Here is a 14,515-nt window from a genome sequence, read left to right as displayed (position 1 = left end):
GGTCGGCTAAGTGCGCCGATGCGACCGGGGAATCCACGATCGATGCGGCACGTGAGTCGCGTGAGAGTGCGTTCTGGCTCTCACTACGGAAGGGAGCGCGATGACCATAGCCACGCTGATCGATCGGAGCATGCCCCATGTCACGTTCAGTGCCACGACGGGCGAATCCACGATCGACCTAGCCTCGAGAGAGCTTGGCGACTACGTGCTGTTCATCTACCCGCGCACGGGCCGGCCCGATCGCCCCGAACCAGCCGAGTGGAGCGCTGTACCTGGAGCAAAGGGATGCACCGCGGAGTCGTGTGAGTTCCGGGATCTCATCGGCGGGTTCCGCGCACTCAACTTTTCAGTCTTCGGCCTATCGAGCCAAGACACGGAGTACCAACGCGAAGCGGCTGCGCGTCTTCATCTGCCGTACCCCCTCCTCTCTGACCCTGATTTCACGCTGGCGGACGAGTTGGGGCTCGGTACGTTCGTCTTCCACGGCGTCAGGCTCTACTCACGAACCACACTCGTCGTACGCGGCGGTCGGATCGCTCAGGCTCATCTCGACATCGCAGATCCGAAGGAGCACCCGCACCAGCTGCTCGACCACCTGAAGCACGGCGCAGAGCACACAGTGGAGCGGTGACACAGTGAAGCGGTGACACAGAGAGGGCCGGTGCGTGTGCACCGGCCCTTCCGCGTTCACCCCCTCCAGGGGAACTACTCGTCGCGCGTGGCGGACTCCTGTCGTGTCGAGACCGTGGCGAGTGCGCGAATGCGGCGCTGCGCGAGCACGAGGCCCGCACCGAGCAGCAGGAGCATCAACGCCGCTCCGCCGAAGCCGGCGTCGAAGCCCGTTCCCGCGAGGCCCGGGGAACCCGGCGCACCCGGCGCACCCGGAGCGGCCGGCGAACCCGGCTGACCCGGTGCGACGGGCGGGGCCACCGCCGTGACGACGATCTCTCCGCGCACGCTCGTCTCGCTCGAGACTCCCGCGAGCTCGATGTGGTGCACGCCGGCGGCCGTGTCGGCGGGGATCCGCACGACCGTCTCGAATGCGCCCGCGCCGTCGGCCGTGACGGTCGCGAGCAGCACGGGCTCCGAGAAGAGCGTGACCGTGACCGACTCGCCGGGCGTGAAGCCCGAGCCGACGACCGCGAGCGAACCGCCCGCCGAGACGGTGCCCGAGCCGAGCACGACCGTCGGAACGGGGTCCACGGGATCGACGGGGTCTACAGGCTTCGCGACGACCGTCACCGTGACCTCGCCCGCCTGTTCGACGTTGCCCGCGACATCCGTCGACCGGAACCCGACAACCGTGTCGCCGACCGTCGACACGGTCAGAGCGCCGTCGACCGGCGTCCACGAGCCGTCGCCCACCCGATACTCGGTCGACGCGACGCCGGAGTGCGCATCGGTCGCGGAGAGTCCGACCGAGACGGGCCCGTACGCGACATCGGCGACCGTCGCCGTCGTCACGGGAGCCACGGTGTCGATCTTCACCGTCACGCTCTCGCGCGTCGACACGTTGCCCGCGGCATCCGTCGCCTCGACCTCGACGAGCGACTCGCCCGACTCCGCGAGCGTGACGGGGCCGGTGAGCGGCGTCCACTCGCCCGCGCCGATGCGGAAGCGCGCGGTCGGGGCCGGGTCGGTCTCGTCGGCGACCGTCGCGGTGACGCGTGCCTCGGCGACGTGCCATCCGCTCGTCGGAGCGACAGGATCGACCGAGAGCGCCACCGTCGGAGCCGTCGTGTCGGGCTCGGGGTCGACGATCGTCTCCGCCGCCCACGCCTCGAACTCAAGGATGCCGCTCGATCCGCCCGCCGACGCGGTGCCCCACGCCTGCATGACGGCGCGGATCTTCGTCGTCGTGATCGCCTCGAACGCGACCTCGTTGAGCACGTCGCGCTCACGCTCGAACGCGTCATCCGTCGATACCGCACGCCACTCCGAGCTCGCGAGGTCGAAGTACTCGAGAGCCCAGGTGCGCGGAGGGATCATGCCGGCGTTCGCCGAGTCGGGCGAGTCGGCGAAGAACTGCACGCCGACCTTCTCGAGCGGCACGCTGCGATCCCATTCGAGCTGCACCCACTGCTCTCCGACCTGCGGCCAGGTACCCCACGAGGCGCCCGTGACCGATCCGTCGTTGACGGCCGTGACCGAGTTCCACCCCGACGTGAACGACGCGGTCGGCGTCGCGATCGGCGCGATGTTGCCCTCGAGCGGGGCGTTCGACGAGCGCGGCACGGTGACCGACGCGAGCGCCGACACGTTGCCGGCGACGTCGAACGAGCGGAGGTACACGACGTGACGCTCGTCGTCGACGACGACCGGCTCGGTGTACTCGGCCCAGCCCGTCGCCGCGTTGATCGCGTACTCGACCCGCGCGACTCCCGAGAGAGCATCGGCGGCCTCGGCCGACACGGCGCGCGCGTCGACGTCGAGCGTTCCCGTCACCGTCGGCTTCGTCGCATCGATGCGCACCTCGATCGAGGATTCGGCGCCGACATTGCCCGCGGCATCCGTCGCCCGAGCGCGCACCGCGTGCGTTCCGTCGCCCGTCACCGTCGTCTCGGCGAAGCGCACGTTGGGGTGCGCCGCCCACTCGCCGTCGCCGACGGCGAGTTCGACGAGAGAACGGATGTCGCGGTCGTCGGCCGCGGTCGCCCGTACCGTCACCGGTGAGAGGAACCAGCCCTCGGCGCCGTCGACTCCGCTCGTGCTGAGCTCGACGGTCGGAGCGATTGTGTCGGGCGTCTCGCCGAACACCTCGAGCTCGCTGAGGCCCACGGCCGCGAACGTCGTGCCGTCGGTCTGGGCGGCCAGCACGGCTCGGATACCCGTCGCGAGCACGGGCTCGAACGAGACGCGGTTGGGCGCGAGGCGCTCGGTCGGGTAGGCGTCGGCACCGGTCACGGCGACCCACTCGCCGTCGACCTTCGCCTCGACGACCCACGACGACGGTACGGCCACGCCGTTGCCCGCTGCGGTGCTCGACTGATCGCTCCAGAAGTGCGCCCCGACGCCGTCGACCCGCACGGGCTCGGTCCACTCGTAGCCGACCCACTGGCTCGCGGGTCGGTCGCCCGACCACGTCGCCCAGACCTCGGTGTTCGCACCTCCCTCATAGAGGCGGGTGCCGTTGTTGATCGCGGCGAGCGAGTTCCACCCGGCCGTGAAGGATGCCGCGGGCGTGCCGCTCAGCGCGAGGTTCGCGCGCCACGGGTTCTCGCCGAGCACCGTCACGGTCGCGTCGACGCGGGCCGCGGCGTAGCCCTCGGCCATGCCGCTCACGGTGAACGTGCCCGCCGCAGCGAGATCGGCGGCGTCGACGGCATCCCAGTGCACGGGGGCCGCGACGATCTCGTCGCCGTACTCGAGAGCCACGGTCTCGGGCAGCTCGGGGTTCACGCCGATGAGGGTCGAGACCTCGACGGGGGTGTACCCCGACGCCTCGGCCTGATGCACTTCGAACTCCTCGACGGCGAGCGCCGAGTACTGGGGCGGGGTGGCCGAGTTCGGCGACGCCTGCAGCACAGCACGCAGGCGCGTCGTCGTCACGGCGTCGAACGACACGGTGTGCACGGCCGTGGTCGAGGTCGGGTATCCGCTCGCACCGCTCACGTCGACCCATGCGCCGTTGCTCCAGTACTGCAGCACCCACGACGCCGGGTCGGAGACACCGTTGCCGGTGCCGGGCGCGACGTCGCGCCAGAACTTGATGCGTGCCTCGTCGACGCGGACGGGCGTCTGCCAGTCGTACTGGAGCCACTGCTCGGCGGGGCGGGTGCCCGTCCAGCTGCCCCACATGTCCGGCGGAAGCGGGTTGGGGCGGATGATCTCGTCGTTGAGCGACTTCATCCAGTACTGCGTCGGGATGGGCTCGTTCGACGCCGAGGCCGTCGCCCACGGCGCGACGTTCGAGCGCGGCGTCAGGTCGAGGCCTCGCTCGGGAGTCGTCTGGACGGGCAGGATGCGCGCGGGGCTCACCGAGTCATCCCATTCGAGCGGGTCGATCGCGACCGAGCGCCGGAAGTGGTTGCCGCCCACGGCGTCGGCCGTGTGGTACGCCATGAACCACTCGCCGTCGAACTCGGTGATGGCGGGATGGCTCGTCGTCGACGAGACGGGAGCGAGGATGCGACCCTGGTACGTCCACGGCCCAAGGGGGCTGGATGCCGTCGAGTACGCGATGCACGCGTGGTAGTTCGCCGGGGTGCACGTACTCGTCGGGCCGGCGTTGTTCGCGGCGTACGCGAGGTAGTAGGTCTCATTGCGCTTGAAGAGCCACGCGGCCTCGAAGAAGCCGGTGACCCCGCTCGAGATCGTCGTCGGCGTGCCGAGGAGCGTCTTCATGTCGGCGTCGATCTCGGTCGCGAGGAGTCGGCTGAAGCTGCCCCAGTACATCCAGACGCGAGCGTCGTCGTCGACGTAGACGGTCGGATCGATGTTGTGGGCGTCGTTGCCGAGGATCGCCTGCGAGATGATCGGGCCGCCCGCGTGATCGGTCCACGGTCCGAGGGGCGAGTCGGAGACGGCGACGCCGATGCCGAACTTGTCGGGCGAGGTCGATGCGGCCTCGTGCACGGGCACGTACCAGTAGAACCGGCCGTCGCCGCCCTCGACGACCTGACCGGCGTACGCGCGGCCCGGCGTCGCCCAGTCGAACACGGCCTCGGGGCGCATGAGCGCGGGGTGGTGCTCCCACGATCCGCCGTCGACGTCGGTCGTCGAGAACGCCTGCCACTCGTTCATGATGAAGTCGTTCGTCGTCGCGCCCGCTTCGTCGCGCCCGGCGAAGATGTAGAGCGTGTCGTCGACGACGAGCGTCGCGGGGTCGGCCGAGTAGACCGAACCGTCGCCGAGGATGGGGTTCTGCGTCTGCGCGATCGCCGCGGTCTGCGCGCCTGCTGTCGCGGTGAAGCCCGTGAGGAGCAGGGCGAACGCGGCGGTGGCGGCGACGAGCGCGGCGGGTCTGCGCCGGGATGAAGCGATCAACGTGTCTCCTTCGACAGGGTGCTGATGCGGTGGTGTGTTGCCACTCGTGGTGGGTGCGAGGCGGGTAGCACCCACCACGGATGGCAACACGGCGGAGGGATGACGGGTGGGGCGGATGACGGGGGCCGGGGTGAGGGGCGGAGCCGTGAGGCCCCGCCCCCTCAGACGTCAGCCGAGGCGGCGACGTCGGGCGCGGTACGCCAGGAGTGACAGCGCCAGCCCGAGGAGCACGGCGAGCGCCGCAGCCCCCATGATCGGGCCGGTGAGCTCAGAGACTCCGGTCTTCGCCATCGAACCGGGGTTCGACGGGTCGGGCGTCGACGCTCCGGGCGTGACGACCGTCACCTGCGCGGTCACCTCGCCGTCGGGCACCACGAGTGCCACGGTGTGCACACCGGCGGTCGCCCAGGCGGGAACCGTGAAGGTGCCCGAGGCGTTTCCATCGGCATCCACCGTCAGGGTTCCGAGCGTCGTCGGCTCGGAGCGGAACTCCACCCGGAACACCGTTCCCGGAGCACCGCCCGTGAGCGACACCGGAAGGCTGCCGCCCGGCGCGACCTGCGTCACACCGATCGTGAGCACCTCGTCACCCGTGATCGAACCCGTGGGCTCGGGGTCGACGGGGTCCACCGGGTCGACGGGGCCCGTAGGCTTCGCCGGCACGGCGACCGATGCGAGCGCCGAGAGGTTGCCCGCGACATCCGTCACTCGAGCCTCCACCGTCGTCGCGGCGTCTCCCGCCGCGACCGCGGTCGCGTAGGCGGTCCAGGCGCCCGATCCGATGCGGTACTCGACGAGCGCGACACCGGATGTCGCGTCAGCCGAGCCGACCGAGACGGTGCGCGTGTCGGCGTCGAAGGCGACCGACGCGGTGGGCGGCGTCGCGTCGCGCTTGACCTCGACGCTCGTCACCTCCGAGACGTTGCCCGCGTCATCCGTGGCGCGCAGTTCGATCGTCGTGATGCCGTCGACCGCGACCTCGATGGGCGCCGTGTAGGCCGTCCACTCGCCGCCGGAGCGGTACTCGAGCGCCGGTTCGGCGTCGAGGTTGTCGAGCGCGGTCGCCGTGACGGTGACCGTTCCGAGGTGCCAGCCGCTCGCGGGCGTCGCCGGGGCGACGGTGTGCGCGACGACGGGTGCGTCGGTGTCGGGCGTCGGCGTCTCGGGAGCCTCGAAGACCTGCCACTCCTTGATGCCGAGGCTTCCGGCACCCGATTCGGTGCCCTGGGCCTCGAGCGCGAGACGCAGCTTCGTCGTCGTGACCTTCTCGAAGTCGACGACGTTGAAGGTGTCGACCTCGACGCCGTACTCGCCGACGGGGGTCACGGCGACCCACTCGCCCGCGTCGCCGGCCTCGGCGTCCCAGTACTCGGCCTTCCACTCCTTCGGCACCGCGATGCCGACACCGGCACCGTCGAGGTTCGAGACGAAGTAGACCCCGAGCTGACCGATCGTGACCGGTTCGCTCCAGTCGTACTGCACCCACTGCGAACCGATCTCGGGCCAGGCGCCCCACACATTGGCGTTGTCGTTCGGCGTGACGTCGCCCGACGAGGTCGGACGGACGTCGTCGTTCAGACCGTCGACCGAGTTCCAGCCGGCGGTGACCGATGCCGTGGGCGTCGCGAGGAGCGCGACGTTCCGACGCTGGTTGCCGTCGCTCGCCGGCACGACCTCACGAGTGATCTCGCTCGTGTTGCCCGCCTTGTCGCGTGCACGCACCTCGACGGTGACCTCCTCGAGCCCGACGAGGATCGAGCCCGTGTAGGCCGTCCACTCCGCGGCGTCGCCCAGGCGGTACTCGATCGCGTCGAGCCCCGAACCCTGGTCGGTCACGGTGAGCTGCACCGTGCGCGACACGGCGTCGGCGACGACGGTCACGGCGGGTGCGGTCGAGTCGATCGAGAAGGATGCCTCGGGGATGCTCGAGACGTTGCCCGCGTCATCCGTCGCCCGCGCCTGCACGGTGTGCACGCCCTCGGTGTCGACGACGACGGGCTCGGTGTACGCCGCCCACGCTCCGCTTCCGACGCGGATCTCGAGGGCGGGGCTCTCGTCACGGTTGTCCGTCGCGGTCGCGGTGACCGTCACGGCGCCCGTGTACCACCCCGATGCCGGAGCCTCGGGAGCGAGCGCGATGCGTGCGACCGGTGCCTGCGTGTCGGGCCCGCTGCCGTCGCCCGTGCCGACGGTGACGGTCGCCTGCGCGTCCTTCACGCCCGGGAGGGCGGACTGCACGAGACCGTCGACCGTGAAGACTCCGTCGGCCGCGTAGTCGGCGGCGTCGACCGCGTCCCACTCGACCGCGAGGTCTTCGCGGGAACCGTCGTTGTAGAGCACGCCGAGGGTCTGCGGCAGCGCCGGAGCGACACCGACCGTCGTCGTGACCGCGACCGGGTCGACCGCGTTGATCTGGCCGGGGGCCGTGGCGCGCACCCACACCGTCGCCTGAGCGGAGACGGGCGAGCCGGGCACGATGCCGGTCACGGTGAAGCTGCCCTCACCGGCGACCTGATCGGGCGAGACGGGTGCCCAGCTGACCGCCATGTCGGCGTGGCTGCCGTCGGCGAAGGTCGCGTCGACCGTCGCGGGGAGCGTCGGCAGCTCGCCGACCGTCGTGCGCACGTCGATCGGTTCGATCGAGGTGGGTGCGACGGCGAAGACCTTCCACTCGCTCACGGCGACGGCGGCGTGGTTCGTGCCACCGGTTCCGACGGCGCTCAGCACGAGGCGGAGGCGCGTCGTCGTCACGGCGTCGAACGTCGCCGTGTTGGGGGCGTTGCGCTCGACCGTGTAATCGCTCGCGCCGGTCACGTCGACCCACGCGGCGCCGTCCCAGTACTGCGCCTTCCAGCCCTTCGGGATGTTGACACCCGCGGTCGACGTCGGCGAGGTCTGGTCGGCCCAGAAACTCACCTCGGTGCTCGCGACACGAACCGGCTCGGCCCACGTGTACTGCAGCCAGCGTGTTGCCGGGTGCGAACCCGACCACGTGCCCCAGATCTCGGTCTGGGCGCCGCCGGAGTGCAGGATCGTGCCGTTGTTGACGGCGTTGACGTTGTTCCAGCCCGCCGTGAACTCGGCGGTCGGCGTGGCCGTCGGGGCAACGTTGACGCCACCCGTCGCGACCTCGCCCGTGACCGTGAGCTCGGCGGAGCTCTCCTCCTCGCCGTCGGACGCGGTGAGGCGCAGCACGTACTCGCCCTCGGCCGAGAAGCGTGCCGTCGTCGATGCCGCAGCGGCGTCGTCGAAGATCACGAGGCCGCCCTCGGGGGCGCTCACGACCGACCACGTCGACGTGATGTCACCACCGGGCAGACCGTCATCCTTCACCGTGCCGACGAGCTTCGCGAGCCCGGCGACCGAACCGGCGGCGTCGTGCCACGCGGTCACGAGCGGTGCCTGGTTGGTGCTCGGCGGTGCCTCGACTCCCGTCTGGAAGACCTGCACCTCCTTGATGCCCGTCTTGACACCGGCCGCGTGCGTCACCGAGACGCGCACGGCGTCGCCGCTCACCTCGGGGAACTGCACGTGGTTCTGGTTGCCGCGCGGGTAGACCGGCGTGCGCGCCTGACCCGGAACGGGCTGCCACTCGCCGCCCGAGCGGTACTCGACGCGGTAGACGGCGGGCTCGGAGTAGCCGGGCACCGTGGCGCTCGACGACGTGTTGTAGAAGAACACGCGCACATCGTCGAAGGCCTTCTCGCCGCCGAGTTCGACAGTGATCGCGTCGCTCGCGTTCGGCGAACCCGCGGTTCCCCAGAAGGGCTCGTTGATCGTCGTGCCGTTGACGGCGCCGGCGGGAGCACGGCCGGTGGCCGAGAACGTCGCGTCGACGGTCGCGCCGACCGCGAGGTTGGCGGAGCCGCCCGAGCTGTCGGAGACATCCGCTCCGGCCTTCGCGAACAGGTCGACGACGCGCGCGTCGTCGCCGAAGCGCACCTCCTCGGGGGCCTGCACCGACGAGGCGACGGATGACGTGACGGTCGCGTCACCCTCGACCTCGACCTCACCCGTGGCGGGGTCGTAGACGACCTTCGTGAGCTCGTCGACCGAGAAGGCGAGTTCGCCGTCGAGGAAGACCGAGTAGCCGTCGGGAACGCTCGGACCGTAGTGGTCGTCGCCGCCCGGCTTGTCCCACGTGACCGTGAGGTCGCGGTCGCGGTAGCGGATGTTGTTGGCGGTGAAGTGGTCCCACCCGATGTCGATCGGGTCGAGCTCGATCTTCGCGTCGTCGCGCGGGCGGAGGCCCATCGCGTCTTCGATCATCGTGAAGTTCGTCGTGCCGAGGATCGTGTGGTGGATCCACGAGCGGTAGCCGATCGACTGCGGGTCGGCCGAGCCGTTCGACCAGAACTCGTTCTGATCGGGCAGACGGTTGTCGCCGCCGTTCTGGTAGTGCGACCAGGCGTTCCAGTAGAGGAGCTTCTTGTACCACTCGTTGTCGATCGCGTCGGTCGGGTAGTCGCGCAGCACCTTCGAGAGCATGCGGAACGTCACGGTCGAGTTGATGATCGAGAAGTTGTTCGACCCCGGTCCGCCGTACTCGGCCTGGTCGGCCTGGTTCGCGGTGTAGAAGGGGAAGATCGGGTATTCCTTGTCGTCGGCGAACAGACGCAGGGCCTCGACGTAGTCGTCGTCGTAGTCGGCGTCGCCCGGCTTCGGCACGAGGCCGACCGAGAACGGGTAGTAGTTGTTGATCTCCTTCCACGGAACGTGCTCGCCACCCGTGTGGAGGTGCTCGAGCAGCTTGCGGTCGGGGTTCCAGAGCAGGTCCATGACCTGCTTCTTGATGTTCTCGGCGAACGCGTCCATCTCGTCGGCCTTCGCGTCCTCGCCCGCGACGCGGTAGGCGGATGCCGCGGCCTTCGCGTTCGAGTAGAGGTAGGCGTTCTCGGTGCGGTCCATGTTGCCGGGCTTCCAGTGGAACGACACCGCGTCGGCGTCGTTACCCGTCATCGCGCCCCAGCTGTACTCGATGAGGCCGTTGTCGTTGAAGTCGTAGGCGTCGACGAGGCCCTTGACGTCGTACTCGGCGTAGGTCGCGAGGTTCTTCGCGATCTCGGTCGGTCCGCCGTGCAGCTGGTAGGAGCGCCAGGCGGCCTCCGAGATGTACTGCGTGTAGCTGTTCGACCAGTTGGCCGGGTCGCCGGGGTTGTCGACGAACTTGTAGCTCTTCGACGTCTCGCCCGCCGACACCCAGGGGCCGTACGAGTAGATCGGGTCGCGGAAGTACTTGAGGTCGTCGATGAACATGCCGGTCGTCAGCACGATCGCGTTGTTGTACCCGAGCACGCCCTCCATGGAGGTGGGGAACTGGTAGTCGTTGCCGGGGATGTCGGCGTCGAGGAAGTTGTACCGCATGAGCCACCAGCGGTAGTACAACGTCTTGTCGATGTTGTCCTCGGGGGTGTCGAGGTAGGGGATGTTGTCGGCCCACCACTGGTTGTAGGCGGTCACGTGACCGCGGTACGCGTCGGCGGGGCCCTCGGCGCGGATGGCGTCGTAGTCGGTGCGCGACTCGGCGATCTCGTCGGTCACGAGGCCGAGCTGCACCTTCGTCGAGACGGTGCCGCCCGCGGGTACGGAGAGGTTCGCGACGAGGGCGCCGTCGGCGGGCGCGAAGCCGTCGCCCGAGAGGCGCGGGTGGATCGTCGTGAGGTTGTTGAGAGCGGTGACGGTTCCCGTGAGCTCGTCGCCGACGGGGGTGGGGGCGTACGGCGAGACGGCCCGGAGCGCGACGTCGAGCGCTCCGCCCGTCGAGCGCACGTCGAGGTTCGTCACGAGCACGTTCGCGTCGGTGATGAACTTCGTCTGCACGATCTCGAGACCGGCGCCCGCGTTGCGGTGCACGCTCCGCCAGTAGCTCGGGGTCTGCTTGCGCTCGCTCGTCGCCTCGGTGAGGGCGACGTCGGCGCCGCCGATGCGCGCGGTGATCGTGTAGCCGCCGCGGTTGTCGATCGACTCCCAGTAGGCGAGCTGGCCGCCGAAGCCGAGGGTGCCGGGCGTGTGCTCCTTCATGAAGGCCGCGCGGCCGCGGGTGAAGAGCCACTGGTTGTTGTCGCCGTGGCTGCCCGTCGTGCCGTAGCGCGCGAGCATCTCGTCGACCCAGAAGTCGTTCGTCGCCGTGCCGGCGCCCGCAGCGACATCCGCGTCGAAGATCGCCTGCAGTTGGTTGCCGGGGGTATACGTGACACCGGTCGCGGGGACCGGCTCACTGCTGCCCGTGAATGTCGGATATCCGATGTCGTCGTTGGCCGCGAATGCGGGGGTCGCCATGAGGGCGCTTCCCACCACGGCGACTGTTGCGACGGATGCTGCGATGCGTCGCGCTCGGCGACCGCTCCTTCTCGTTGCCCAGACCACTCTGTCCATTCCTCTTCCTCGACCCGCTCGACGTCGAACGGGACATGTTCTCGGCACGCTATCGAGGCGACAGAGCAGTCCGCAAGGCTTTTCGGAAAGTTTCGGAAAGTCTCCTCATTTTCGGCTGCGTGGCCATCGTGACTTGAATTTCCGGCCCTGGTGGGGTGCAAGCGTTTCCTCACCACTTTCCTGGCGCGCCTGGTGCCACCCTCGGATGAGTGACAGGATGTGTTCATGCGAATCGCGGTCACCGGCGGCAACGGAAAACTCGGAAGAACGGTCGTGCGCGAGCTCACGGCCGCAGGGCACTCGGTCGTGAACCTCGACCGCGACGGGCCCCGCGAGGCGCTCACGCGGGTCGACCTCACCGACTACGGGCAGGTCATCGACGCCCTCGGCGGCATCGACGACCGACACGACGGCGTCGACGCTCTCGTGCACCTCGCCGCGATCCCCGCACCCGGCATCATGAGCGACGTCGCGACGTTCCAGAACAACATCCTGTCGACGTTCAACGCCTTCCATGCCGCGATCCGCCTCGGCATCGACCGCATCGTCTACGCGTCGAGCGAGACCGTGCTGGGGCTGCCGTTCGACACCCCTCCTCCCTACATCCCCGTCGACGAGGAGTACGCGGCGCGCCCCGAGAGCGTCTACTCCCTCGTCAAGCACCTCGAGGAGCAGCTCGCGATCGAGCTCGTGCGCTGGCACCCCGAGCTCTCGATCACGGCGCTCCGCTTCTCGAACGTCATGAACCCCGAGGACTACGCGGAGTTCCCCTCGTTCGACGCCGACGCGACGGCCCGCAAGTGGAACCTGTGGGGCTACATCGACGGTCGCGACGGTGCCCAGGCGATCGAGCGCGCGCTCGAGCACGCCTCCCCCGGCTTCGACCGCTTCATCATCGCCGCGGCCGACACCGTCATGACGCGCCCGAACGCCGAACTCGTCGCGGAAGTCTTCCCCGGCGTTCCCGTGAACGGAGACCTCGGCGTCAACGACACCCTGCTCTCGATCGACAAGGCCCGCCGCGTGCTCGGCTTCGACCCGCAGCACTCCTGGCGCGACGCGTAGGCCCGCCCCCGGCATCCTCTAACCACCCTCGACTCTTCACTCGAAAGGTCAATCCCCCGGGGTGTTCGCGCGAGCACACCCCCACGAATCGACCTCTCGGCGCGAAAGCGGGCGTGTCGCGCGGGTAGAGCAACGCCCCCGGACACAGCGAATGCCGCGGACCTCTCGGTCCGCGGCATCCGCCGTTCTTCTCGGTGCGCCGTTTCGGGTACTAGCGTCCGAGGATTCCGCCCAGGCCGAGGCCCGAGGTCACGTCGTCGACGAGGTCGATGGTCGAGTCGACGACATCGTTCACGTCGGAGCTGACGTCGCCGCCGATGTCGGTGCCCACGTCGGTGCCGTTGCCGACATCACCCGTGCCCACGTCGTTGCCGTTGCCGCTGCCGTTACCCACGGGGGCTTCGACGGGCACGTCGATGCCCAGGTCGTTGCCGCTGCCGACGGGGGCGTCGATGTCGTTGCCCGATCCGACCTCGTTGCCGTTGCCGAGCTCGGTGCCGTTGCCGACCTCGTTGCCGGATCCGATGTCGCCGGTCTGGTTGCCCGATCCGATGTCACCGACGAGCGGTCCGTTGACGACGCCGCCGTTCAGGACGCCGCCCGCGAGCACGCCCTCGCCCACGCCGATCGGGATGTTGTTCTCGAGGTAGTCGAGGAAGTTGAAGGTGGTGGTGTCGGCCGACACCGAGTCGATGCTGCGGTCGTCCGTCGCCGCGCTCGCCGGCATGGCGATTCCTGCGACTGCGAGAGCTGCTGCTGCAACTCCGGCCGATCCGATGATTCCTGCTCGCTTCGTGAACGTGTTCATGAGCCGAAGCTCCTTCCGTCATTTCTGCATGCTCGGGTCGTTCCCTGCACGAGGGGTGGTTCGGGAGCACTCCGGAATCGGTTTGGACGGAATCCCCGAACACCCCCCGATCGAGGGCGGATGACGCGTGCGAATGCCGACGCGCCCCCGCGTTTCCGGGGCGGTTCGCCGAGACTGAGAGAAGTCTGGCAATGAGCCATCCAGCTCTCTCGACCGGTGTCGGTCGGCCGGAGTAGCGTGCGTGCATGCGCTTCGAATTCACGGCACCGCTCTGGGAATGGCCGTCGCGTGCCAGCTGGTACTTCGTGACCGTGCCTGACGAGGCCTCGGCCGATATCCGCGAGGTTCCGCGTCCGCCGCGTGGGTTCGGGTCGGCCCGGGTGCGCGTCACGGTCGGCGGGTCGCGGTGGACGACGTCGATCTTCCCCGACTCCAACGTCGGGTGCTACGTGCTGCCGATCAAGAAGAGCGTGCGCGACGCCGAGGGGCTCGGCGACGAGGGCGACGTGCGAGTCGCGCTCGAACTGCTCGACGTGTGACCGGCGGGTGCGGCCGATGACACGTGCGCGGGTGGGCAGCGTGCGCGTGGTGCGGCACGATGGAACGATGACCGACGAGCTCTCCCTGCCTCTCGACGACGGCGCCGTGACGGCGACCCTCACCCACGCGACCGACCCCGTCGCCTTCGTGATCGTCGCGCACGGCGCGGGTGCGGGCAAGGACCACCCGTTCCTCGTCGGGTTCACCGAGGCGCTCGCGACCGAGGGCATCTCGAGCCTCCGCTTCAACTTCCCCTACATGGATGCCGGCCGGAAGTTCCCCGACCGGGCACCGGCCGCCGTCGCGGTGTGGCACGCGGTGACCCGCGCGGGGCGCGAACTCGCCGATGGTCTGCCCGTCTGGGCGGCGGGCAAGTCGTTCGGCGGGCGCATGGCGTCGATGGCCGTCGCCGAGGGCATGGATGTCGCGGGCCTCGTCTTCCTCGGGTACCCGCTGCACGCTCCGGGCAAGCCCGAGAAGCTGCGCGACGAGCACCTCTACGGCATCGACGTGCCCATGCTCTTCGTCGAGGGAACGAACGACCCCTTCGCCGAGCGCCCGCTGCTCGAGGGCGTGCTCGCGAAGCTCCCGACCGCGACCGTCGACTGGATCGAAGGCGGCGGGCACTCGTTCGAGGTGAAGGGCAACAAGCGCACACCCGACGTGATCGGCGCCTCGCTCGCGTCATCCGTCGCCGCCGTCATCCGCCCCTGAGCCCTGCCCGCCCCCGCTCACCCCGCC

7 protein-coding genes are annotated in these 14,515 nt (G+C 69.5%); 4 read left to right on the top strand and 3 right to left on the bottom strand.

The window, feature by feature from the left end; translation table 11 throughout:
- Window positions 1-100 precede the first annotated feature (100 nt).
- Window positions 101-631 (top strand): peroxiredoxin, encoded by a 531-nt coding sequence (locus BJ972_RS14495; protein ID WP_129176224.1) that lies wholly within the window; start codon window positions 101-103, stop codon window positions 629-631.
- A 74-nt stretch (window positions 632-705) separates the two neighbouring features.
- Here the strand turns inward: BJ972_RS14495 and BJ972_RS17000 are convergent, their stop codons facing one another.
- Both BJ972_RS17000 and BJ972_RS14485 read right to left on the bottom strand, forming a co-directional pair.
- Entirely contained in the window at window positions 706-4,986 is a 4,281-nt protein-coding gene (locus tag BJ972_RS17000; RefSeq protein ID WP_206736537.1) for an OmpL47-type beta-barrel domain-containing protein, read from the bottom strand.
- A 168-nt stretch (window positions 4,987-5,154) separates the two neighbouring features.
- Window positions 5,155-11,361: an OmpL47-type beta-barrel domain-containing protein gene (locus tag BJ972_RS14485; RefSeq protein ID WP_129176226.1), complete on the bottom strand. Its 6,207-nt coding sequence runs from the start codon at window positions 11,359-11,361 to the stop codon at window positions 5,155-5,157.
- 225 nt (window positions 11,362-11,586) lie between these two features.
- Here BJ972_RS14485 and BJ972_RS14480 point away from each other — a divergent pair, with 225 nt between their 5' ends.
- Entirely contained in the window at window positions 11,587-12,426 is an 840-nt protein-coding gene (locus BJ972_RS14480) for an NAD-dependent epimerase/dehydratase family protein (protein WP_129176228.1), read from the top strand.
- A gap of 211 nt (window positions 12,427-12,637) precedes the next feature.
- Here BJ972_RS14480 and BJ972_RS14475 read toward each other — a convergent pair whose 3' ends face one another.
- The gene (locus BJ972_RS14475) at window positions 12,638-13,234 is read right to left on the bottom strand and encodes a hypothetical protein (RefSeq protein ID WP_129176230.1); all 597 of its coding nucleotides are present in this window, start codon (window positions 13,232-13,234) and stop codon (window positions 12,638-12,640) included.
- Window positions 13,235-13,479: 245 nt separating this feature from the next.
- On the opposite strand from BJ972_RS14475, the gene BJ972_RS14470 reads away from it, so the two are divergent.
- On the top strand, window positions 13,480-13,773 hold the full coding sequence (locus BJ972_RS14470; RefSeq protein ID WP_129176232.1) for a DUF1905 domain-containing protein: 294 nt from the start codon (window positions 13,480-13,482) through the stop codon (window positions 13,771-13,773).
- A 67-nt stretch (window positions 13,774-13,840) separates the two neighbouring features.
- Window positions 13,841-14,488, top strand: coding sequence for an alpha/beta hydrolase family protein (locus BJ972_RS14465; RefSeq protein ID WP_241830863.1), 648 nt, complete (start codon window positions 13,841-13,843; stop codon window positions 14,486-14,488).
- Window positions 14,489-14,515: the final 27 nt, after the last annotated feature.

The organism is Agromyces atrinae (assembly GCF_013407835.1).
GTDB lineage: Bacteria > Actinomycetota > Actinomycetes > Actinomycetales > Microbacteriaceae > Agromyces > Agromyces atrinae.
The sequence above is the reverse complement of the archived record's forward strand: the minus strand, read 5'-3'. Positions and strand labels throughout refer to the sequence as shown.